This window comes from Falsirhodobacter sp. 1013 (genome assembly GCF_051195255.1).
GTDB lineage: Bacteria > Pseudomonadota > Alphaproteobacteria > Rhodobacterales > Rhodobacteraceae > Falsirhodobacter.
In genome coordinates, this window is record NZ_JBNJLK010000004.1 from 105,102 (window position 1) to 126,233 (window position 21,132).

General features: G+C 65.0%; 24 protein-coding genes. 10 read left to right on the forward strand and 14 right to left on the reverse strand.

Going from position 1 to position 21,132, the window contains the following annotated elements:
• Window positions 1–10: 10 nt before the first annotated feature.
• Together ACSHZY_RS08505 and ACSHZY_RS08510 are read right to left on the reverse strand one after the other, a co-directional pair.
• On the reverse strand, window positions 11–1,888 hold the full coding sequence (locus tag ACSHZY_RS08505; RefSeq protein ID WP_435168142.1) for a potassium transporter Kup: 1,878 nt from the start codon (window positions 1,886–1,888) through the stop codon (window positions 11–13).
• A gap of 17 nt (window positions 1,889–1,905) precedes the next feature.
• The gene (locus tag ACSHZY_RS08510; protein WP_435168144.1) at window positions 1,906–2,469 is read right to left on the reverse strand and encodes a DedA family protein; all 564 of its coding nucleotides are present in this window, start codon (window positions 2,467–2,469) and stop codon (window positions 1,906–1,908) included.
• A 147-nt stretch (window positions 2,470–2,616) separates the two neighbouring features.
• Here ACSHZY_RS08510 and accB point away from each other — a divergent pair, with 147 nt between their 5' ends.
• From accB to aat, 3 genes are read left to right on the forward strand one after another with little or no spacing between them, the layout of a single operon-like run.
• Window positions 2,617–3,102: an acetyl-CoA carboxylase biotin carboxyl carrier protein gene (gene accB, locus ACSHZY_RS08515; RefSeq protein ID WP_435168145.1), complete on the forward strand. Its 486-nt coding sequence runs from the start codon at window positions 2,617–2,619 to the stop codon at window positions 3,100–3,102.
• 7 nt (window positions 3,103–3,109) lie between these two features.
• Window positions 3,110–4,459 carry an acetyl-CoA carboxylase biotin carboxylase subunit gene (accC, locus tag ACSHZY_RS08520; protein WP_435168147.1) on the forward strand — a complete coding sequence of 450 codons (1,350 nt, stop codon included), beginning with the start codon at window positions 3,110–3,112 and terminating at the stop codon, window positions 4,457–4,459.
• A gap of 1 nt (window position 4,460) precedes the next feature.
• Complete coding sequence (gene aat / locus ACSHZY_RS08525) at window positions 4,461–5,102, forward strand: leucyl/phenylalanyl-tRNA--protein transferase (protein ID WP_435168149.1); 642 nt, start codon at window positions 4,461–4,463, stop codon at window positions 5,100–5,102.
• On the opposite strand, the gene ACSHZY_RS08530 is transcribed toward aat, so the two are convergent.
• The 6 genes from ACSHZY_RS08530 to ACSHZY_RS08555 all read right to left on the reverse strand — a co-directional run bounded on the left by ACSHZY_RS08530 (window position 5,069) and on the right by ACSHZY_RS08555 (window position 9,732).
• Complete coding sequence (locus ACSHZY_RS08530) at window positions 5,069–5,428, reverse strand: DUF2155 domain-containing protein (RefSeq protein WP_435168150.1); 360 nt, start codon at window positions 5,426–5,428, stop codon at window positions 5,069–5,071. The two genes, aat and ACSHZY_RS08530, sit on opposite strands and share 34 nt — an antisense overlap.
• Window positions 5,425–5,904 carry an outer membrane lipid asymmetry maintenance protein MlaD gene (gene mlaD / locus ACSHZY_RS08535; RefSeq protein WP_435168152.1) on the reverse strand — a complete coding sequence of 160 codons (480 nt, stop codon included), beginning with the start codon at window positions 5,902–5,904 and terminating at the stop codon, window positions 5,425–5,427. The genes ACSHZY_RS08530 and mlaD overlap by 4 nt, the downstream gene beginning before the upstream one ends.
• Window positions 5,904–6,281 carry an NADH:ubiquinone oxidoreductase subunit NDUFA12 gene (locus ACSHZY_RS08540; protein ID WP_435168154.1) on the reverse strand — a complete coding sequence of 126 codons (378 nt, stop codon included), beginning with the start codon at window positions 6,279–6,281 and terminating at the stop codon, window positions 5,904–5,906. The genes mlaD and ACSHZY_RS08540 overlap by 1 nt, the downstream gene beginning before the upstream one ends.
• A 75-nt stretch (window positions 6,282–6,356) precedes the next feature.
• Window positions 6,357–7,616, reverse strand: a complete 1,260-nt coding sequence (clpX, locus tag ACSHZY_RS08545) for an ATP-dependent Clp protease ATP-binding subunit ClpX (RefSeq protein ID WP_435168156.1) — start codon at window positions 7,614–7,616, stop codon at window positions 6,357–6,359.
• Window positions 7,617–7,716: 100 nt separating this feature from the next.
• Window positions 7,717–8,346, reverse strand: coding sequence for an ATP-dependent Clp protease proteolytic subunit (locus ACSHZY_RS08550; RefSeq protein ID WP_271974016.1), 630 nt, complete (start codon window positions 8,344–8,346; stop codon window positions 7,717–7,719).
• Between the two features lie 93 nt (window positions 8,347–8,439).
• Complete coding sequence (locus ACSHZY_RS08555) at window positions 8,440–9,732, reverse strand: ATP-binding protein (protein WP_435168158.1); 1,293 nt, start codon at window positions 9,730–9,732, stop codon at window positions 8,440–8,442.
• 72 nt (window positions 9,733–9,804) lie between these two features.
• Between ACSHZY_RS08555 and ACSHZY_RS08560 the strand changes: the two genes are divergently transcribed.
• Entirely contained in the window at window positions 9,805–10,587 is a 783-nt protein-coding gene (locus tag ACSHZY_RS08560) for an MBL fold metallo-hydrolase (protein WP_435168160.1), read from the forward strand.
• A gap of 59 nt (window positions 10,588–10,646) precedes the next feature.
• Window positions 10,647–10,784, forward strand: a complete 138-nt coding sequence (locus tag ACSHZY_RS08565; protein ID WP_435168161.1) for an entericidin A/B family lipoprotein — start codon at window positions 10,647–10,649, stop codon at window positions 10,782–10,784.
• 39 nt (window positions 10,785–10,823) lie between these two features.
• On the opposite strand, the gene ACSHZY_RS08570 is transcribed toward ACSHZY_RS08565, so the two are convergent.
• The 3 genes from ACSHZY_RS08570 to ACSHZY_RS08580 form a co-directional block, all read right to left on the reverse strand.
• Window positions 10,824–12,257, reverse strand: coding sequence for an NAD-dependent succinate-semialdehyde dehydrogenase (locus ACSHZY_RS08570; protein ID WP_435168163.1), 1,434 nt, complete (start codon window positions 12,255–12,257; stop codon window positions 10,824–10,826).
• Window positions 12,258–12,335: 78 nt separating this feature from the next.
• Window positions 12,336–13,529, reverse strand: coding sequence for a Na+/H+ antiporter NhaA (gene nhaA / locus ACSHZY_RS08575; RefSeq protein WP_435168164.1), 1,194 nt, complete (start codon window positions 13,527–13,529; stop codon window positions 12,336–12,338).
• Between the two features lie 139 nt (window positions 13,530–13,668).
• Window positions 13,669–15,060: a dihydrolipoyl dehydrogenase gene (locus tag ACSHZY_RS08580; RefSeq protein WP_435168166.1), complete on the reverse strand. Its 1,392-nt coding sequence runs from the start codon at window positions 15,058–15,060 to the stop codon at window positions 13,669–13,671.
• Window positions 15,061–15,157: 97 nt separating this feature from the next.
• Between ACSHZY_RS08580 and ACSHZY_RS08585 the strand changes: the two genes are divergently transcribed.
• Together ACSHZY_RS08585 and ACSHZY_RS08590 are read left to right on the forward strand one after the other, a co-directional pair.
• Window positions 15,158–15,313 (forward strand): hypothetical protein, encoded by a 156-nt coding sequence (locus ACSHZY_RS08585; RefSeq protein WP_435168167.1) that lies wholly within the window; start codon window positions 15,158–15,160, stop codon window positions 15,311–15,313.
• Window position 15,314: 1 nt separating this feature from the next.
• Window positions 15,315–15,959: a hypothetical protein gene (locus tag ACSHZY_RS08590; protein WP_435168169.1), complete on the forward strand. Its 645-nt coding sequence runs from the start codon at window positions 15,315–15,317 to the stop codon at window positions 15,957–15,959.
• 46 nt (window positions 15,960–16,005) lie between these two features.
• Here the strand turns inward: ACSHZY_RS08590 and rpsI are convergent, their stop codons facing one another.
• The 3 genes from rpsI to ACSHZY_RS08605 all read right to left on the reverse strand — a co-directional run bounded on the left by rpsI (window position 16,006) and on the right by ACSHZY_RS08605 (window position 17,878).
• Window positions 16,006–16,491 (reverse strand): 30S ribosomal protein S9, encoded by a 486-nt coding sequence (rpsI, locus tag ACSHZY_RS08595; RefSeq protein WP_435168171.1) that lies wholly within the window; start codon window positions 16,489–16,491, stop codon window positions 16,006–16,008.
• A 2-nt stretch (window positions 16,492–16,493) separates the two neighbouring features.
• Window positions 16,494–16,958 (reverse strand): 50S ribosomal protein L13, encoded by a 465-nt coding sequence (rplM, locus tag ACSHZY_RS08600; protein WP_435168172.1) that lies wholly within the window; start codon window positions 16,956–16,958, stop codon window positions 16,494–16,496.
• 146 nt (window positions 16,959–17,104) lie between these two features.
• A complete protein-coding gene (locus ACSHZY_RS08605; protein ID WP_435168174.1) occupies window positions 17,105–17,878 on the reverse strand; it encodes an SseB family protein in 774 nt (257 codons plus the stop codon).
• A 185-nt stretch (window positions 17,879–18,063) separates the two neighbouring features.
• Between ACSHZY_RS08605 and ACSHZY_RS08610 the strand changes: the two genes are divergently transcribed.
• Genes ACSHZY_RS08610 through kdsA form a run of 3 tightly spaced genes read left to right on the forward strand, consistent with a single transcriptional unit; the run spans window position 18,064 to window position 21,129 of the window.
• Window positions 18,064–18,723, forward strand: a complete 660-nt coding sequence (locus tag ACSHZY_RS08610) for an ABC transporter ATP-binding protein (RefSeq protein ID WP_435168175.1) — start codon at window positions 18,064–18,066, stop codon at window positions 18,721–18,723.
• On the forward strand, window positions 18,701–20,287 hold the full coding sequence (locus ACSHZY_RS08615) for a capsule biosynthesis protein (protein ID WP_435168177.1): 1,587 nt from the start codon (window positions 18,701–18,703) through the stop codon (window positions 20,285–20,287). Before ACSHZY_RS08610 ends, ACSHZY_RS08615 begins: the two co-directional genes overlap by 23 nt.
• Window positions 20,288–20,298: 11 nt before the next feature.
• Entirely contained in the window at window positions 20,299–21,129 is an 831-nt protein-coding gene (gene kdsA, locus ACSHZY_RS08620; RefSeq protein WP_435168178.1) for a 3-deoxy-8-phosphooctulonate synthase, read from the forward strand.
• The last annotated feature ends 3 nt before the right edge of the window (window positions 21,130–21,132 follow it).

Below are 21,132 nucleotides of genomic sequence, written 5' to 3' on the forward strand. Positions count from 1 at the left end.
GTCCGTTCGGTTAAAGGGTCATCTGCTGTCCCAGCATGATCGTACGGTTCGACGGCAGCCGGTAGAAGTCCGTCGCGTCCGAGGCCGAACGCGTCATGGAGATGTAGAGCCGCTTCTGCCACGCCGGCAGCGCCTGGCTGGTGCTGCTTCGGAAACTTCGGCGGTTGACGAAGAACGACGTGCTCATGATGTCGAAACTCTTGCCCTCGCGCCGGACCAGCATCAGGGCCTTGGGCACGTTGGGCGTTTCCATGTATCCAAACGACATGCGGATGCGCGAAAAGCGCCCGTCGATCGGTTCCAGCGTGATGCGGGCGTCGTCCGTCACATAGGGGGCGTCGGCCACGCTGACGGTGACGATGAAGTTCTGCGCATGCAGGACGTGGTTGTGCTTGAGGTTGTGGAGAAGCGCCGGAGGTGCGGCCTCGCTTTCCGAGGTTAGGAAGACGGCCGTTCCGGGCGCCGTCAGCGGGTGGGACTTGTCCAGCATGGCGATCAGCGTGGTCAGCTTCAGCTGCCCCACCCGCGCCTTTTCCACCACGTGCCGGGTGCAGCGCACCCACGTCCACATCATCACGCACAGCACGGCCGAGATCAGGACGGGAATATAACCGCCATCCGCCAGCTTCGCCGCGTTGGCCGTCAGGAACAGGACCTCGATCAGCAGGATCGGGACCATCAGCCCGATCACCCCCGCCAGTGGCCAGCGCCACCCCTTGCGGAACAGGATAATGGCGAGGACCGAGGTGATGACCATGTCGCCCGACACCGCGATCCCGTAAGCGCTCGCCAGTTCCGAGGAGCTTTGGAACACGAGCACCAGCACGATCACCCCGACCGCCAGGATGAAGTTGATGCGCGGAACGTAGATCTGCCCCGCCTGCGTTTCAGAGGTGTGCAGGATGTCGAGCCGCGGCAGAAGCCCGGTCTGCACCGCCTGCTGCACCATGGAAAACGCGCCCGAGATCACGGCCTGACTGGCGATGACGGTGGCGAAGGTGGCAAGGATGACCAGCGGCACCAGCGCCCAGGGCGGTGCCATCAGGAAAAAGGGATTCTCCGCCATCTCGGGATGGGCCAGCACCGCGGCGCCCTGACCCAGATAGGACAGCGCCAGCGCGGGCAGCACGACCGCCGTCCAGGCGATGCGGATCGGGCGTCGGCCAAAATGGCCCATGTCGGCATAAAGCGCCTCCCCCCCGGTGACGGCAAGGAAGACCAGCCCCATCACCGCCAGCGCGCCCGCCCCGTTGGCCACGACATAGCGCACCGCATAAAGGGGGTTGAAGGCCAGCAGGATGCCGGGATCGTCCCCGATGTGCAGCAGGCCTGTCACGGCCATCGTCACGAACCAGACCAGCATGATCGGCCCGAAGAACACGGATACCTTTCCGGTCCCCTTGTTCTGCACCAGAAACAACCCGACGATGATGGCCAGCGTGATCGGCAGCACATAGCGCGCAAGATCCGGAGAGATCAGGCGCATCCCCTCCACCGCCGACAACACCGACATGGCGGGCGTGATCATCGCATCCCCGAAGAACAGCGAGATCCCGACCACGCCAAGCGCCAGCAGCCAGTTCGGCCGCCGTGCCAACGCGCGCATGACCAGCGCCACCAGCGACAGGGTCCCGCCCTCGCCCTTGTTGTCGGCCCGCATGACCAGAAGGACGTATTTCAGCGACACGATCAGCATGATCGTCCATAGAAGAAGGGAGATGATGCCCAGCACCTCGGCCCGCGTGGCGGACGCGCCGCCGGCCGCGTGCAGGGATTCCCGCAGCGCATAGATCGGGCTGGTCCCGATGTCGCCGTAAACGACGCCGATGGAGCCGAGGACAAGGGCGCGCCCCGTCATCTGCGGGTGGTGTGCGGTGGCATCCGTCATCTTGCGCCCTTCGCGGTTCAGCCGGTGATCAGGTTCCACAGCCAGCCCAGAACATTGCCGCCGATCTCTCCCGATTTGGGAACAAGAAAGGCCCAGGCCAGCGCCCCGAGGATGTCCCATCCGATGAAGCGACGGAACGGCATCCGGGAAATGCCGGCCATCAGAAAGACGATCGCGCGCAACGGCCCGAAGAAGTGGCCGATCAGCAGCGCGGCGCCGCCCCATTTGGCAAAGGCGGCACGGCCACGTTCCGCCATCTGGGGGTCTTTCGACATGGGCCACCGTTCCAGCACCCATTCACCCCAACGGCGGCCCAGCCACCAGCTGAAGCAGGACCCGAGGATGGCCCCGACCGACGCCCCCGCCCAGATCGGCAGGAAATCCACGCCGCCCGTCGCGACCAGCGCACCGACCCCGATCAGGATCGCCGTGGAGGGAATGAGGATCGACACGATCGGCATCGTTTCGGCCAGCGCGAAGAACAGCGCGATCCAGAAGGCCCAGCGTTCATGGGCTTCCACGAAGGCGATGATGTTGTCGATCAGCGAATCCAACGCCGCGCCTCCGGTTGCGATGTCCATGACCTAAAGCGCCCCCGCCCCCGCCGCAAGCGCGGGATTTGGACGCTTTCCCTTGAGGTTCGTGTCGCGTATAACCCCTGACAATCACGCGCCCACGGGCGCTTTCACGCAACGAAGGCCGAATGGCCAAAGCACCCCGAGGACGGCATGAGCAAGCAATCCCCCGAACAGGACGTCGATTTCATCAAGGCGCTGGCCGAACTGCTGAACGCCAATGAGCTGACCGAACTGTCGGTGAAGCGTGAATATGGCGACGATGACAGCCTTGAGGTGCGGGTGGTCAAGCAGGTGAACGTCGTCACCACCTCCGTTGCGGCCGCACCCGTGGCCGCGCCCGTTCTGGCCGCACCGTCCGCCACCCCCGCCGCCGCCGTGGCGGTCGAGGATCCGGCACAGCATCCGGGCGCCGTCACTTCCCCCATGGTGGGCACCGCCTATCTGGCGGCCGAACCGGGTGCGACGCCCTTCGTGACCGTGGGCGCGACCGTGTCCGAGGGGCAGACCGTCCTCATCATCGAGGCGATGAAGACCATGAACCACATTCCGGCGACGAAATCCGGCGTCGTGAAGCGCGTTCTGGTGTCCGACGGCACCCCCGTGGAATTCGGCGCCCCCCTGCTGATCATCGAGTGAGGGTCGGATGTTTTCCAAGATCCTGATCGCCAACCGCGGCGAGATCGCGCTGCGCGTCATCCGGGCCTGCCGCGAGATGGGCATCACCTCGGTCGCCGTGCATTCCACGGCCGACAGCGACGCGATGCATGTCCGCATGGCCGACGAATCCGTCTGCATCGGGCCGGCGCCATCTTCGGAAAGCTATCTGAAGAAGGCGGCCATCATCTCCGCCTGCGAGATTTCGGGCGCCGAGGCGGTGCATCCGGGCTACGGCTTCCTGTCCGAGAACGGAGGCTTCGCGCAGGCGCTGGCCGATCACGGGATCACCTTCATCGGCCCGACGGCGGAGCATATCCGCATCATGGGCGACAAGATCACGGCCAAGGAAACCGCCAAGGCGCTGGGCATTCCCGTGGTGCCGGGATCCGACGGGGGCGTGCCGGATTATGAAACGGCGATCGGCGTGGCCGGCAAGATCGGCTTCCCGGTCATCATCAAGGCGACCGCCGGCGGCGGCGGTCGCGGCATGAAGGTCGCTCGCAACCCGTCGGAACTGGAGATCGCCTTCCGCACCGCGCGGTCCGAAGCGAAGGTCGCCTTCGGCAACGACGAAGTGTATATCGAGAAGTACCTTCAAACGCCGCGCCATATCGAGATTCAGGTCTTCGGCGACGGCAAGGGCAACGCGGTCCATCTGGGCGAACGTGACTGCTCGCTTCAGCGCCGTCACCAGAAGGTGTTCGAGGAAGCGCCCGGCCCGGCCATCTCTCCCGAGCTGCGCGCGCGCATCGGCAAGATCTGCGCGGACGCTGTGGCCAAGATCAACTACATCGGCGCCGGCACGATCGAGTTCCTGTACGAGGATGGCGAGTTCTACTTCATCGAGATGAACACCCGTCTGCAGGTGGAACATCCGGTGACGGAAGCCATCTACGGCGTCGACCTCGTGCGCGAACAGATCCGTGTTGCCTCCGGCCTGCCGCTGTCCTTCACGCAGGACGACCTGACGATCAACGGCCACGCGATCGAGGTGCGAATCAACGCCGAACGCCTGCCCAACTTCTCCCCCTGCCCGGGCCGTGTGAACGTCTATCACGCCCCCGGTGGATTGGGTGTGCGGATGGATTCGGCGCTCTACAGCGGTTATTCGATCCCGCCCTATTACGACAGCCTGATCGGCAAGCTGATCGTGCACGGCCGCGACCGGACCGAAGCGCTGGCCCGTCTGAACCGCGCCTTGGGCGAGCTGATCGTGGACGGCGTGGACACGACGGTGCCGCTGTTCCACGCGCTTCTGGAAAATCCCGACATCCAGACGGGCGACTACAACATCCACTGGCTGGAAAAATGGCTGGAGGCCACCTACGGCAAGTGACGTGCTGACGCCCGACCTGCTGCTGCGCGGCTACGCCATGGGGATCTTCCCCATGGCGGACAGCCGGGACGATCCGGATCTTCGCTGGATCGAACCGCAGCGGCGCGGGGTTCTTCCCCTCGACGGCTTCCACATCTCCAGATCCCTGCGGCGCCGTCTGCTGCGAAAGGATTACGAGGTGCATGTGGATCGAGATTTCAGGGGCGTCGTGCAGGCCTGCGCGCAGCGGGACGACACCTGGATCAGCCACCGGATCGAGGATCTGTACCAGGACCTTCACGCCGCAGGCCATGCGCATTCGTTGGAGGTGTGGAGCGACGGCACGCTGATCGGCGGCACCTATGGCGTCACCGTCGGCGCGGCGTTTTTCGGCGAAAGCATGTTCTCGCACCGCGTGGATGGATCGAAGATCGCTTTGGCGTGGCTGGTGCATCGCCTGAATGCCGGCGGCTTCCAACTGTTCGACACGCAGTTCCTGACCCCGCATCTGGCGACGCTGGGCGGACAAGAGATCAGCCGCAACCAGTATCAGAACCGGCTGAAGATGGCTCTGCGCCACAAGGCAGACTTCCTGCCACCCAGCTACGCTCCGTCAGCGGACGATGTGGTTCAGCCGTCGCAGTCGAGCACCCAGACGTCGTAACGCGGGTGGTCCAGCGCCGACAAGGCCGGGCTGGACGCGATCATCCAGCCGGAAAAGACGGGCGTCGCCACCCGCGTGTCCATGATCGTCAGATGGGCATAAGCGTCCGAGGATGGATCCGCCGCCGGAACGCGGCAATCGTCCATCTGGATGGTCAGGAAGCCCTGCGTCACCGTCTGGCCGCGGGACATCGACAGATCGGTGGTGGCGCCCGTCACCTTGTCCAGCCACCGCACGGTTCCGCCGGACTGGCTGACCGCGCGGTCCACATCCTGTGCGGCCACAGGCGTGGCCAACAACGCCAGCGCCAGACACAAGCGCTTCATGGAACAGCCGGATCCGCCGCCGGGGCGTCATCGCCGCCCTTTCCGCCCACAAACGCCATGAGAAGCGAGATCAGACTGACCGATCCCTGCGTATCCTCGATCTCACCGCCGGCTTCGACATTCTCAAGCGCGCCGCCCGGCTGTATCTCCACGAAGTTGCCACCCAGCAGACCTTCGGAGGAGATGAGGAGCGACGAATCCACCGGCACCTGAATGTCCTGCGGGACGCTGATGGTCGCATCGGCGAAGAACGTCTTGGGGTTCAGGCTGATATCCGTCACCGTGCCGACCTTCACGCCGGCCAGACGTACATCCGTGCCCACGCCGATGCCATCTGCGGTGCGGAAGCTGCCGTGCAGGGAATAGGTGCCCGACTGGCCACCCAGCCCGGCCATCTGCCCCGCATAGATCACGAACGCCGCCGCGACGGCCAAAACCGCCCCGCCTACCACTACTTCTGTTGTGTTCTGAGTCATTATTCCGGACGCCATGCCTCGTAATCCTTCCGCTGCACGGGTTCGACCCGGCGCAGCGACCCGGCGGGCGCATAGGCCGCCGGCGTTCCTGTCAGGTTTTCCTGACGCGGTTTTTCCCAGGTCTTGTGAACCAAGGGGCGCGTCGTCGGAGGCTCGTTCCACGTGTGGTGCAGCCAGCCATGCCAGTTTGTGTCGATGCGGCTGGCCTCCGCCTCACCGTTGTAGATGACCCAGCGGCGTTTGCCGTCGCGGGTCTGGTAGAACACATTGCCCTGTTCGTCCTCGCCGACCTTCTGGCCATTGCGCCACGTCCAGAATTGCGTGTTCAACGTCTGGCCGTTCCACCAGGTCAATGCCCGAACAAGTGTCTTCAACATGCCAACCTCCGCCTCCGTCGCCGCATCTATGACAAAAGGCGGGAACGGAATCCAGTCCATCCCCGCCCGCTTTGGTCAGCCCGCCGAAGCCGGCTCCTTCTTGTCGCTGTGTACGATCAGGGGCTTCGTGCCCTTGGTCACGGCATCCTCGTTCACGACAACCTCCTCCACGCCTTCCAGACCCGGAAGTTCGAACATCGTGTCCAGCAGGATGTCCTCCATAATCGAACGGAGGCCGCGAGCGCCCGTCTTGCGCTTGATCGCCCGCTTGGCGATCGCGCTCAGCGCGTCGTCGGTGAAGGTCAGGCGCGTGTCCTCGATGTCGAACAGGCGCTGGTACTGCTTGACCAAGGCGTTCTTCGGCTCGGTCAGGATGGTCACCAAGGCCGGCTCGTCCAGATCTGTCAGCGTCGCCAGAACCGGCAGACGGCCGACGAATTCCGGGATCAGGCCGAACTTCAGCAGATCTTCCGGCTCCAGCTCCGAGAACAGCTCGCCCACGCCGCGCGCGTCCGGATCCTTCACCTCGGCCCCGAAACCGATGCCCGATCCCTTGCCGCGTTGCGCGATGATCCGGTCAAGGCCCGCGAACGCACCGCCGCAGATGAACAGGATGTTCGTCGTGTCCACCTGCAGGAATTCCTGCTGCGGGTGCTTGCGACCGCCCTGCGGCGGGACGGAGGCGACGGTGCCTTCCATGATCTTCAGAAGCGCCTGCTGCACCCCTTCGCCCGATACGTCGCGGGTGATGGAGGGGTTGTCGGACTTCCGCGTGATCTTGTCGACCTCGTCGATATAAACGATGCCGCGCTGCGCGCGTTCCACGTTGTATTCCGACGCCTGCAGCAGCTTGAGGATGATGTTCTCCACATCCTCGCCGACATAGCCGGCCTCGGTCAGCGTGGTCGCGTCGGCCATCGTGAAGGGCACATCCAGAATGCGCGCCAGCGTCTGGGCCAGCAGCGTCTTGCCGCAGCCGGTCGGGCCGATCAGCAGGATGTTCGACTTCGAAAGCTCGATATCCGTTTTCGACGAATGGTTCAGCCGCTTGTAGTGGTTGTGCACCGCCACGGACAGCACGCGCTTCGCGTGCACCTGCCCGATCACATAGTCGTCCAGCACCTTGCAGATCTCCGCAGGGGCCGGAACACCCCCGGTCGTCTTCAGGCCCGAAGACTTCGTCTCCTCGCGGATGATGTCCATGCAAAGTTCCACGCATTCATCGCAGATGAATACGGTCGGCCCTGCAATAAGCTTGCGAACCTCGTGCTGGCTCTTTCCGCAGAACGAGCAGTAGAGGGTGTTCTTGCTGTCGCCGCCGGTCGTGTTCGCCATGTCGTCCTCTGGGGAAGCCCCCGGCCCCATTCGGGACCGGAACATTAAGGGTCCAATGTAGGCCAGTCACCTGGCCTCCACAATCGCAAAACGGGCGTCGTCAGGCCGCCGGTTCGGCCTTGCCGCGACTTTCGACGATCTCGTCGATCAGGCCCCAGGCCTTCGCATCCTCGGCCGACATGAAGTTGTCGCGCTCCAGCGCCGCCTCGACCGTCTCGTAGTCGTTGCCCGTGTGGCGGACATAGATCTCGTTCAGGCGGCGTTTCAGCTTTTCCGTCTCGCGCGCGTGAATCATGATGTCCGTCGCCTGACCCTGATACCCGCCGGACGGCTGGTGAACCATGACACGGCTGTTCGGCAGGCTGAACCGCATCCCCTTTTCCCCTGCGGTCAACAACAGCGACCCCATGGAGGCCGCTTGCCCGATCACCAGCGTCGACACCTTCGGCTTGATGTACTGCATCGTGTCGTAGATCGACAGGCCCGACGTCACGACGCCGCCGGGGCTGTTGATGTACATGCTGATCTCTTTCGACGGGTTTTCCGCCTCAAGGAACAGGAGCTGGGCGCAGATCAGGCTGGACATGCCGTCATGGACGGGGCCGGACAGGAAGATGATCCGCTCCTTCAGCATGCGCGAGAAGATGTCGTAGGCGCGTTCGCCGCGGCTCGTCTGTTCGACCACCATCGGGACGAGCGTGTTCATGTAAGTGTCGATCGGATCTTTCATCTGCCCTGCCCTTCGCATGCGTCGGAACCGCGGTCCCGTGATCTTCCCCCGAGTCTTAGTCATGCCGGACGGCACCTGCAAGGGCACGCGGGTTCAGCGCGCCAGCACGATCTCCGCCCGGAGCCCGCCCAGATCGGCGCTTTCCAGCAGCCGAAGCTGCCCGCCATGGCTGCGGGCGATGTCGGCGGCAATGGACAGGCCAAGGCCCACGCCGCCACCTTGATTGGGGTCCCGCTCCGCCCCCAGACGGGCAAAGGGCGTCAGCGCCTCGTCGCGCATTTCCTTCGGGATGCCGGGGCCGTCATCTTCGACCACGAGGCGGATGTTCTGCGGGCTGCCGATCAGGCTGACCCGCGCCACCGTCCCGTAGCGGACGGCGTTCCCTACCAGATTTTCCAGCGCCCGCTTCACCGCCTGCGGGCGCAGCGGCACCGTCGCGTTGTCGTCCAGCGGGCCCTGATGGACGTTCTGACCCATCCGTTCGGCGTTCGTCACGACCTGCCGCGCCAGTTCGGCGGCGTCCGCGTGCACCACCTCCTCCGTCGCGTCGCCGCGGGTGAAGGCAAGGAATTCGTCCACCAGCCGCTCCATTTCCTGCACGTCGCGGCGCAGGTCCGCCACCTCGTCTCCGTCCATCATGGCCAGTTCAAGCTTCATGCGCGTCAGCGGCGTACGCAAGTCGTGGCTGATGCCCGACAGCATGAGGGTGCGCTGCTCGATGAACCGCTCGATCCGGTTGCGCATCTCAAGAAACGCCGCGCCGGCCGCGCGCACTTCCAGCGCGCCGCGGGGGCGGTAGGGCACGGTGCGGCCCTTCCCGAACGCTTCCGCCACCTGCGCCAGCCGCGCGATGGGGCGCAGCTGGTTCGACAGGAACAGGAACGCGATCACCGTCATCAGGACCGAGGTCATGATCATCAGCACCAGCAACTGGTGCGGGTTGGAGGCCGAGATCCGGCGCCGGTCCACCTCCACGTTGACAGGGCCGCGCGGGGTGTCCAGCCGCAGCCGCACCTCGCCGTTGTCATGCTGAAGATCCACCGCCGTCAGCGGCAGCCCGTCACGGAGGGTCGTGATGAGCGCCCGCCCCGACACGTCCCAGAAATCCCTCCGATCCGCGTGGAAGTCCCACACCGCCGGCGCCAGAAGCCGGATCTGCAACGCCTTCGCCACCCGCTGCGCCTCGGTCGGGTCCGCCGCATAAACGTCCAGAAGATAGCTCAGCTCGATTTCCAGCCCCCGGGCCATCTGCTGGGTCACACCTTCGTAATGGCGCTGGATGAACTGAAGCGAGAAGACCAGCTGGATCGTCAGGATGGGAACGATCAGGATCAGGGCGGCGCGGCCGGACAGGCTTCGCGGCAAGGGGGGGCGGAACTTGGCCATGAGGCAACATTATCCGCGCCTACCGCAACAGCAAGACTTTATCCCGCGGCCCGATGCGATATGTTCCGCGCCATGATCGAACCCGGCATCCGCTGCCTTCTGGCACCCAATCCCTCGGCCATGACCTTTCGTGGCACGAACACCTACATCCTTGGTCAGGGGGAGGTGGCGGTGCTGGATCCCGGCCCCGACGATCCTGCCCACCTTCAGGCGATCCTCGACGCCACGAAGGGCGAAAAGATCACACACATCCTGATGAGCCATGATCACCGGGACCATTCCGCGCTGGTCCCGGGCCTGAAGGCCGCCACGGGCGCGCCGCTTCTGGCCTTTCACGCGTCCGCCTCGGCGCTCGTGCCGGATGTGGCGTTGCAGGACGGGGACACGGTCAAGGGCGAGACGTGGCGCGTGGAGGTGATCCACACGCCGGGCCATACCGACGACCACCTGTGCTTCGGCATCGGCGATCTGTGCCTGACGGGGGATCACGTGATGGGCTGGGCGTCGTCGGCCATCATCCCGCCGCGCGGGGATCTGAAGGCCTATATCGCCTCGCTCGACAAGCTGGCGGCGCGGCCGTGGCGGCGGTTCCTGTCGTCGCACGGCGACCCGATCGACGCCCCCGCCCAACGGCTGGAGGCGCTGAAGACCAGCCGCCTGATGCGCGAGGCGTCCATCCTTTCCCTGCTGGAACAGGGCCCTCTGACGCTGGACGATCTCGTGGCGCAGCTTTACCGCCGCCTCAGCCCCGGGCTGGCGCCGGCGGCCCGCCTGAATGTGCAGGCCCACCTCCTCGCCCTTTCCACTGACGGCAAGGTGGTGCCGCAAGGCGACCGGTTCCTTCGCGTCGGATAAGCGGGAACATTTTCGACAGGGCCTGCGTTTGCACCGGCAACATCGAAAGGGACCTCCCAATGCGTAAACTGACGCTTCTGCCGATCCTCGCTCTGGCCGCTCTGGCCGCGTGCAACACGGTCGAAGGTGCAGGCAACGATCTCGCGGTCGCTGGCAGCGCCATCAGCCAAGAGTCTCGCGAAGTGCAGGCACGCTGAGAGCAAAAAGGCCGGTCGAAAGACCGGCCTTTCTTCTGATCAGTGCGCGGCTGTCACGAACCGGGTGTCCATGTAGGCCATCACGGCCTCGGACCCGCCTTCGGTGCCATAGCCGCTGTCCTTGATCCCGCCGAAGGGCGTTTCCGGCAGCGCCAACCCGATGTGGTTGATCGAAATCATCCCCGACTCGACTTCCCGGCCGATCCGCTCCACCGCCTCGTGGCTGCGGGCATAGGCATAAGCCGCCAGACCGAATTCCAGACGGTTCGCTTCGGCGATCATGTCGTCAAGCGACGCCATGCGGTTCACGATCGCAACGGGGCCGAAGGGCTCCTCGTTCATGATGCGCGCGTTCAGCGGCACGTCGGCCAGCACCGTCGGCTCGAAGAACCAGCCCTTGTTGCCGATGCGGTGACCCCCAGTCACAAGCGTCGCGCCTTTTTCGACGGCGTCGCCGATCAACTCTTCCATCATCGGGATGCGGCGTTCGTTGGCCAGCGGGCCCATCTCCACCCCCTCGTCAAAGCCGTTGCCGACCTTGATCTTTTGCATCCCCGATGAAAACGCCTCAAGGAAGTTGTCTGAGATCTTCTGGTCCACAAGGAGACGCGTGGGGGACACGCAAACCTGACCGGCGTTGCGGGTCTTGCTGGCGGCCATCTGCGCGGCGGCCTTCTGCCAGTCGGCGTCGCCTGCCACGATGACCGGCGCATGGCCGCCCAGTTCCATCGTCGCGCGCTTCATGTGCTGGCCCGCCATGCCGGCCAGCAGCTTGCCGACAGGAGTGGAGCCGGTAAAGCTGATCTTGCGGATCACCGGATGCTTGATGAGGTATTCCGAAATCTCGGCCGGAACGCCGTAAACCAAACCGATCACCCCGTTCGGAACGCCCGCATCCGCAAAGGCACGGATCAGTTCGGCGGGCGAGGCTGGCGTTTCCTCCGGAGCCTTCACGATGATCGAACAACCGGCCGCCAGCGCCGCGCACAGCTTGCGCACGACCTGGTTGATCGGGAAGTTCCAGGGCGTGAACGCCGCCACCGGACCGACGGGATGGCGAACGGCCAGTTGCTGGACGCCCACCGTGCGGGCCGGGATGATCTGGCCATAGGTGCGGCGCGCCTCCTCGGCGAACCAGTCGATCGTGTCGGCGGCGCCCATGACTTCCATGCGCGCCTGCGCCAGCGGCTTGCCCTGTTCGCGCGTCATCATCGGCGCGATCGTGTCGGCCCGTTCACGCAGGATCTCCGCCGCGCGGCGCATCAGCTTGGACCGATCGAACGGGGAGGTCTTGCGCCAGGTGTCGAAGCCGCGAAGGGTCGCGGCCAGCGCGTCGTCCAGATCCTCGGTGCGGGCATGGGCCACCTGCCCGATCACCTCCTCGGTCGCCGGGTCGATCACGGGGATCGTGGCGCCTTGGCGTGCGGCGCGCCAGGTGCCATCGATGAACAGCTGCGTGTCAGGATAGGTCATATGTCACTCTCTCGGATCGCGGCCCGTCCGGCCGCACGTCTTCGGATGCAGGAAACGTGGTCCCTGCATCCGTCCCCGTCAACCCGCCTTGCGGCGCGGCACGATCGGCGAGGTGGCCAGAATGGCGTAACCGACCAGCCCTGACAGGATCGATCCCATGAGGATTCCGATCTTCACTTCCTCCTGAACGATCGGATCGTCGAAGGCCAGAAGGCCGATGAACAGGCTCATGGTGAAGCCGATGCCGCACAGGATGGACACGCCCAGAACCTGCCGCCACGTCGCGTCGGCCGGCAGATCGACCACGCGCGCGATCACCAGAAGCGCCACCGCCCCGAAGACACCGATCAGCTTTCCAAAGAACAACCCGAACGCCACCCCAAGCGTGGCCGGTGCCGTGAAGATCGAAGGATCCACCCCGATCAGCGACACGCCCGCATTTGCAAAGCCGAAGATCGGCACGACGATGAAGGCCACCGGTGTGTGCAGCGCCTGTTCCAGCCGGTGGAGCGGAGAGATGGCACCCTTCGCCTCGGGCGCGCCGGGTGTCCGCTGGATCGGGACGCACAGCGCCAGGATCACGCCCGCGAGCGTGGCGTGCACGCCCGACCGGAACACGAACACCCACAGGATCGCGCCCAGCAGAAGATAGGGCCAAAGGCTGCGGATGCCGCCACGGTTCATCACCAGAAGCGCCGCGATGACCAGTGCCGCCGCGATCAGGTCCGGCACCGACAGACCGGAGGTGTAGAACAACGCGATGACGACCACCGCCCCCAGATCGTCGATGATGGCCAGCGCGGCAAGGAAGATCTTCAGCGACACCGGCACCCGCGGCCCCAGAAGCGACAGCACGCCAAGCGCGAAGGCGATATCGGTGGCGGACGGGATGGCCCAGCCCCGCAGAACCTCCGGATGGTCGCGGTTGATGGTGATGTAGATCAGCGCCGGCACTGCCATTCCGAACAGCGCGGCCACCCCCGGAAGGATCCGGCGCGGCCAGGTGGACAACTGCCCGTCCGTCATCTCGCGCTTGATCTCCAGCCCGACCATCAGGAAGAACACGGCCATCAGCGCGTCGTTGATCCAGTGCTGAACGCTCAGCGGGCCAAGATAGGCGTGAAGCGCGCTGGAATAGACAAGGTGCAGCGGCGAGTTCGCGACAAGGATCGCCAGCACGGCCGTCACCATCAGGATAATGCCGCCTGCGGATTCGCTTTGCAGGAAGGTGCGGAAGCTGAGGTTGCCCTTTCCGGGCCGGGATGAGGTCATGGATCTGCGTCCCTTCGAACGAAAGTTGATATCAGTCTCCGTTCAGGGATGCCGATCCGGCGCACGCAGCACACGCCGGGACGTTTCGATCCTAGATAATTCGTGACACATTGCCAAGAATATACGGGCCGTCCGAGGGTCAGATGTCCCCCGGCTGCGGGCCGCTGCGCCGGTCCCACGGCACCGGAAGGTTGCAGTGCTGGCAGATCTGCGACAGGGCCTTGCGCAAACCCTCCTCCAGCGTCGGGTGATAGATGGGCTGATCCAGCATCTCGGCCGCTGTCATCCCCTGGCTTATGGCCAGAGCGAAGTAGTGGGCCACATGTTCCCCGTCGGGCATGCACAGGGTGGCGGACAGGATATGACCCTCCCCGTCCCCTTCCAGCCGGACGAAGCCGCGATTGTGCGCCTCGGCCCGGGCGCGGCCCTGATCGGCGTAGTCCGCACGACCGGTGACGGTCTCCACCCCCTCTGGCACATGGCCCACGGTCGCTACATTGGGATGGGTGAAAGTGATCGCCATCGGCACCTTTCGTTCGGCGGCCAGAATGTTCGACAGGTTGGCGGCGTTGCGGCCCGCGATGCTGCCCTCGGCCGTCGCCTCGTGCAACACGGGGCGGTCGTGGTTGGCATCGCCCGCGATGAAAATCGTGGAGGATCCGCAGCGCAGGGTGGCGTGGTCGAATTCAGGCGTGCCGTGGTCGTCAAGAACCAGACCCGTCGTTTCCAGTCCCAGCCCCTTCAGCGCGGGCGGACGACCCGCCGCCACGAGCACCCGGTCCACGACGACCGAACCTTGCTCCCAGTCCAGTCGGGCCCCCGCCCCATCCCGCGCGACCTTGACCTTCGCCTCCAGATGCACGGCCATGTCCTCACGCAGGAAGTCGGCCATGCGCGCCGCTTCCTCCCCCTTCAGGCCCGCAACGCCAGAGCCCGAGTCCAGAAGCGTCACCTCCACCCCCAAGCGGGCGAAGGCCTGCGCCAGCTCGGCGCCCAACGATCCCGCGCCGATCACCGCAAGCCGTTTCGGAAAATCCTCCAGCTCGAACACCGTCTCGTTCGTCAGCACCAGGTCGGAGACGACGTCGTAATCCTCGGGAACCGAAGGGGTGGCGCCGGTCGCGATGACGATGGCCTTGGCCGTCACACGCTCCCCGCCCTCCAGTTCCAGGGTGGTGGCGGAGGTGAAGCGCGCCTTGCCCTTCAGCTTTTGCGGAACCCGTTCAAAGCTGTCCTTCACCCCGGCCACGAAATGATCCCGCAAGGCACGGACGCGGGCCATGACGGCCTTGCCATCCACCTCGGCTGTCGCCATCACGCCGAATTCCGGCGCCTGCCGCACCGAATGGGCGGCCTGCGCGGCCGCGATCAGCAGCTTCGACGGCATGCACCCCACGGCCGCGCAGGTGGTGCCGCGAAAGGCCGGGTCGATCAGGACGGTGCGCGCCCCGTTCTTGCGGGCATGGCGTTCCGCCGCGAGGCCGGCGGTTCCCGCGCCGATCACGGCCACGTCGCAGTCGATGGATGTCATGGTGTTCTCCTTTGCGGGCAGGAACACGCTGGCAAAGGTCCGGGTTCCGGGAACCCCCGGCCCGACCGGAAGGTTCACCCTGCAAAAGGAGACACCGATGACCCGCGAGAACGATCCCCATAATGATGCCGAGAAGATCCGGGACGAACGCGCCCGCGCCGCCCGGTCCGAGGAGGAGCGTCGCAAGATCAAGGACAGCCCGGTGGAACCCCTGCTGAAGGAGCCGGGCCGCAACACGAAGGAATGGGACTGATTTGCTGCCCTTGCTTCTTGAATACGCACCGCTGATCTCGGCCGGGCTGACCGGCGTGACGGCGGCGATCTGGATCGTCTACCTGAACGTCTTCCTGATGAGCTATCGGCGGCAGCACTGCCCCTCGATCCTCATCACCTCGGGCGCGGGGCGGGGGCTGAATTCCCACTGCTTCGTGACCAACCTGGGGCTGGAGCCGGTGTTTCTTCTGGACATCGTGCTGGACGCCCGCACCACGGACGGGCAGCGCCTGCATGCCGTGATTCCCGAACGCAACGAACGCCACAGCGATGACGAAAGCCCCGACACCGACGCCCGTTGGGCCACGAACCTTGGTCCGCTGGCAAGCGGAGAGGAAAAGGATATCGGCCGCTTCACCACCCTGATCCAGCGTGCGCGGGCCGAGAACCCGGATTGGGCGGAGGATCTGACCTTCCGCTCCCTAAAGATCACCGTGGTGGCCGTAACTGCCAGCCGGGCCGAGTTGTATGGAGCCGAGCGGGAGTATGTTCTGGGCGAAGACCGGCACGGCCATGCCTGCCTGCGGCCCACGACCATCAAGGCGCGGCAGATTGACAGCTTCTTTGGCCGCCGGGCCTTGGGGCGCGTACTGCGCGAAGATCTGGGCCTGATGGACAACCCATAGAAAAAGGCCCGCCAGAACGGCGGGCCTTTCCAAAACTGCAAGCGGATCAGCGCTTGGAGAACTGGAAGCTGCGGCGGGCTTTGGCCTTACCGTATTTCTTCCGTTCCACGACACGGCTGTCACGCGTCAGGAAGCCGGCGGCTTTCAGCGCGGCGCGCAGCGTGGGATCGTAGAGTTGCAGGGCTTTCGACACGCCGTGCTTCACGGCACCGGCCTGACCCGAAAGACCGCCGCCGGCGACCGTGGCCACGACGTCGAACTGACCTTCGCGGTTGGCGATCGTGAACGGCTGGCGCAGGATCATCTGCAGCACGGGACGGGCGAAGTAGGTCGCCATTTCCTTGCCATTGACGGTGACCTTGCCCGAACCCGGCTTGATCCAGACACGGGCGACCGCGTCCTTGCGCTTGCCGGTGGCATAGGCGCGGCCCTGCGCGTCGCGGACGGCTTCGCGCAGCGGCGTTTCCGCCTGAACCGGAGCGGACTCCGACACGGCCGATTTCAGATCGTCGAGGGATTTGATGTCAGCCATGATCAGGCGCTCCGCGTGTTTTTCGGGTTCAGCGACGCAACGTCGAGAACGGTCGGCTGCTGAGCTTCGTGCGGATGTTCGGCGCTGGCGTAGACGCGCAGGTTCGTCATCTGCTGACGACCGAGGCTGTTGCGGGTGATCATGCGCTCGACGGCCTTGGTCACCACACGCTCGGGGTGGGCGCCGTCCAGCACTTGTGCCACGGTGCGGAACTTGATGCCGCCCGGGTGGCCGGTGTGCCAGTAGTAACGCTTGTCGGCGCGCTTGTTGCCCGTCATCTGCACCTTGTCGGCGTTGATGACGATGACGTTGTCACCCATGTCCATGTGGGGGGTGAACGTCGGCTTGTGCTTGCCGCGCAGGATGCTGGCGACGATCGTGGCGAGGCGGCCCAGAACGATGCCTTCGGCATCGATCAGGATCCACTTCTTCTCGATGTCCGCCGGGGTAGCGGTAAAGGTTTTCATCACTGAACCCTAATCGAAGTGGGGCGAGGCAGAGCCCCGCGATTGATGAGGGTGTATCCTTTATTCCCGTTCCCGCGTCAAGCGCCACAACCGTGATTTAATCACGTAAAATCAGCGTCTTGAAAGAACGGTATTTTAATACCCCATCAACGCAGGCGCGGAGGACGCTCCGGATCGGTTCCGGGGGCCCGGTTGGCGGGCCGTTCGGGCGCCTGGGGTGCGGGCATGTCCAGCCGCATCCCGATCTCGGCCATGCGGCGCGCGGCCGGGCCGTCCGGCAAGCACACCACGTCCATCTCCCCCGCATCGATCCCCGAGAAGGTGAGCGCTTCGGCTGCGGAACGGGCCAGCGCCTCCTCCGCCTCCTCGCGCGCGCCGATGAAGGCCAGAAGATGCCCGTGTCGCCCGTCCGAATAGGACACGCCCGCCAGAAGGGCGTGGCTGGCAAGGCCGCCGGCATGGGCCAGCTTCTGCCCCAACGCGTCCAGAAGGCGCTGCGGCACCTGCGGCGGCAGGAAGGCCGTGGGCACCGCCTCGGCCTGTTCGGGCGCATGGTCCAGCGTGCCGGCCAGCCAGTCCACGGCTTCGGGCGGAAGCAGCATGGCACTGTCGGCGCCAAGGTTGACGGCAAGGCCGACCCCCTGCCCCGCCAGCTGCCGCGCGATCACCCGCCCCGGAAGGGCCGCATACGTGTTGGTGATGCCGGTGAAGGCCGACAGCTTTTCATCGCTGTCGAAGGCGAGGACGTAGGGCCCGTCCTCCAGCGGAAAGAGTTTCGGCGTGACGGCGCCTTCCCGCGCTTCCCCATCGGTCAGGCAGACCAGCTCGGACTCGGCCAGACGTTCGTAATAGGTCAGACGCGCGGCGTCGTCGGCGTCATCGGCGGCCATCTGCGCATAGGCATGATCAAGGGGGGTCATCGCATTCTCCGTGGCGGCGGGGCTGGACCAGCCATCCTACGATTCCCGCCGGAACGCCAGCCCCCGGCATGGCAGGAATCTTAACGATGACCCGCCATGATTGTCATGTGGGTCAGCCTGTCGTAGAGGTTGAAGCGGGGTGCGCCCCCGATCCCGCAGGACAACGCGCAGGTCAGGATACTGGGATGATCGAATTCAACAATGTCAGCAAGTCCTTCTGGACGGGACAGCAGCGCAAGGTGATCCTCGACAACGCCTCCTTCCGGGTGGAGATCGGGAATTCGCTGGGCATCCTGGCCCCGAACGGAACCGGCAAGACGACGCTCATCAACATGATGGCCGGCCTGGAGAAACCCGATGAGGGCGAGGTCCGCCGCAGTTCCCGCGTGTCGTTCCCGCTGGGCTTCATGGGCGGCATCAACCCCAAGCATTCCGCGAACGAGAACGCCCGCTACGTCGCGCGGCTCTACGGCCTTGATCCCGACTATGTGGAAAGCTTCTGCCGCTGGCTGACCGACATCAACGAATATTTCGACCAGCCCGTTTCCACCTACTCGGCCGGGATGCGGGCGCGGTTCACCTTCTCGCTCATGCTGTCGCTGGAGTTCGACATCTACCTGATCGACGAAGGAATGCCGACCACGACGGATGTGGAATTCAACCGCAAGGCGGGTATGATCCTGCAGCAGCGGCTGGCGACCGGCACCATGGTCATCGTGTCCCACCAGCCCAAGACGCTGGAAAAATTCTGCAAGACGGCCGCCGTGCTGCGGAACGGCCAGCTTTACATGTTCGAATCTCTCGAGGAGGCGAAGCGCCTTTATGACTACCAAGCTCACAGCTAAGCGCTATCGCACCCGCCCGCCCGAACCGACGGACCCGCACCCGGCCTCGCAGCTGCGCCCCGAGGACCTGTTCATGGAGCCCGATGACGGCCTTGGACCGGGGATCAACCGCGCCACGCCCAGCCAGCCGCCTTCCGACCAACGCATCACCGCGGACGAGATCGCGGCCGTGGAGGGCGAGAACCTGACCGGGCGCCAGTTGCGGCTGGCCCGTCGCATCGCCGCCAAGCACAACATCCAGGCATCGTCCGACCACATGGCGGTCATCCTGCTGCGCCGGTCGGGGATCGACCCGTTCCAGCGCGCCTCGTTGATGGATCTGGTCGTGTCCAGCCGACAGGCGGAAACGGGAACGCCGAACCTGCCGCAGAAGATGCAGCCGATCCAGCTTCCATCGACCGAACAGCGGGCCCAGGAAAGCCACCTGCGCGAGCTGCGCCAGATCCAGCAGGACATCGCGCGCCGTCGCCAGCGCAAGCTGATGCTTCTGGGCCTGCGGCTGGCCTTCTTCGTGCTGCTGCCGACCATCATCGCCGGCTACTACTTCTATGTGATCGCGACGCCGCTTTATTCGGCCAAGTCCGAATTCGTGATCCAGACGTCCCAGAACCCGACGCAGCCCAGCAGCAGCATGCTGTCCACCTCTCCGCTGCAGGTGATCCAGGATTCCATCGCCGTCCAGGGCTACCTTCAATCGCGCGAGGCGATGGAACGGCTGAACACCGACCTCGGCTTCCGGGAGCATTTCGCGTCCGAAGAGATCGATCCGCTCCAACGCATCCCTGAAAGCGCAACGATGGAGGATGTGTATTCCGTCTACAAACGTAACGTGAAGATCTCGTTCGACCCGACCGAAGGCATCACGCGGATGGAGGTCATCGCCGAGGACCCGCAGACCGCCGTCGCGTTTTCCGAGGCGCTGATCGGCTACGCCGAGGAGCAGGTCGACCAGTTGACGCAGCGGATGCGCGAAGACCAGATGCGCGGCGCCCAGCAAGGCTACGAGAATGCCGAGCAGGCCATGCTGACCTCGCAGCAGAAGATGGTGGAGTTGCAGGAGCAGTTCCGCATGATCTCCTCGGACGTGGAGGTGTCGCTGATCACCTCGCAGCTTTCCACCCTGAACTCCCAGCTTCTGGAGGAGCGGCTGTCGCTGCAGCAGATGCAGTCGAACGCCCGTCCGAACGAGGCGCGGATGCAGCCCGTGCGCGCCCGCATCCAGCGTCTGGAGGATCAGGTGACCGAACTGCGCGGCCGTCTGACCGCTTCCAGCGGCGGGGATGAATCGATCGCCCGCCTGCAGGCGCAACTGGCGCTGGCACAGGGCGACGTGGAAATGCGGCAGATGATTTTGGGCGAATCGTTGCGCGCCATGGAAACGGCACGGGTGGAAGCCGCCCGTCAGACGCGGTATCTGTCGCGCAACGTCAATCCGGTTGCGCCGGATGCCGCCGTCTATCCCCGCGCTTTCGAGAACACGCTGGTATCTTTGCTGGTGTTCCTCGGAATCTATCTGATGATCTCGATGACTGTCGCCATCCTGCGCGAACAGGTCTCCTCGTAAAAGGACCCAAGATGAAAACCGTCGACATCGCCGGCCTCCGCGTCGGCAACGATCTTCCTTTGTGTCTGATTGCAGGCCCCTGCCAGCTGGAAAGCCTGGACCACGCCGAAATGATCGCCGGCCGCATGGCCGAGATCTGCGCGGCCGCCGGCGCCCAGTACGTGTTCAAGGCCAGCTATGACAAGGCCAACCGCACGTCGCTGAACGGGCGCCGCGGGCTGGGGCTGGAAGCCGGTCTGGCCGTGCTGGAAAAGATCAAGGCCAGCGGCCTGCCCGTGCTGACCGACATCCACGACATCGCGCAAGCGCGCGAGGCGGCAAAGGTCGTGGACGTGATCCAGATCCCCGCCTTCCTGTGCCGCCAGACGGACCTTCTGGTCGCGGCGGGGGAAACCGGGGCGGTCGTGAACATCAAGAAGGGCCAGTTCCTCGCCCCCTGGGACATGGCGAACGTGGCCGAGAAGGTGTCCTCCACCGGCAACGACCGCATCCTGCTGACGGAACGGGGCACGTCCTTTGGCTACAACACCTTGGTGGCCGACATGCGTGGCCTGCCGACGATGGCGAAAACCGGCTACCCGGTCATCATGGACGCCACGCATTCGGTGCAGCAGCCGGGCGGACTGGGTGGTGCTTCCGGCGGGCAGCGGGAATTCGCACCTGTGATGGCGCGTGCGGCCGTAAGCCTCGGGATCGCGGGGGTCTTCATCGAAACGCACGAAGATCCGGACAGCGCCCCTTCGGACGGGCCGAACATGATCCGGCTGGACCAGATGCAGGCGCTTGTCGAACGGCTGATGGCGTTCGACAAGCTGGCCAAGGCGGATCCGATCCGCGTCTGAGGC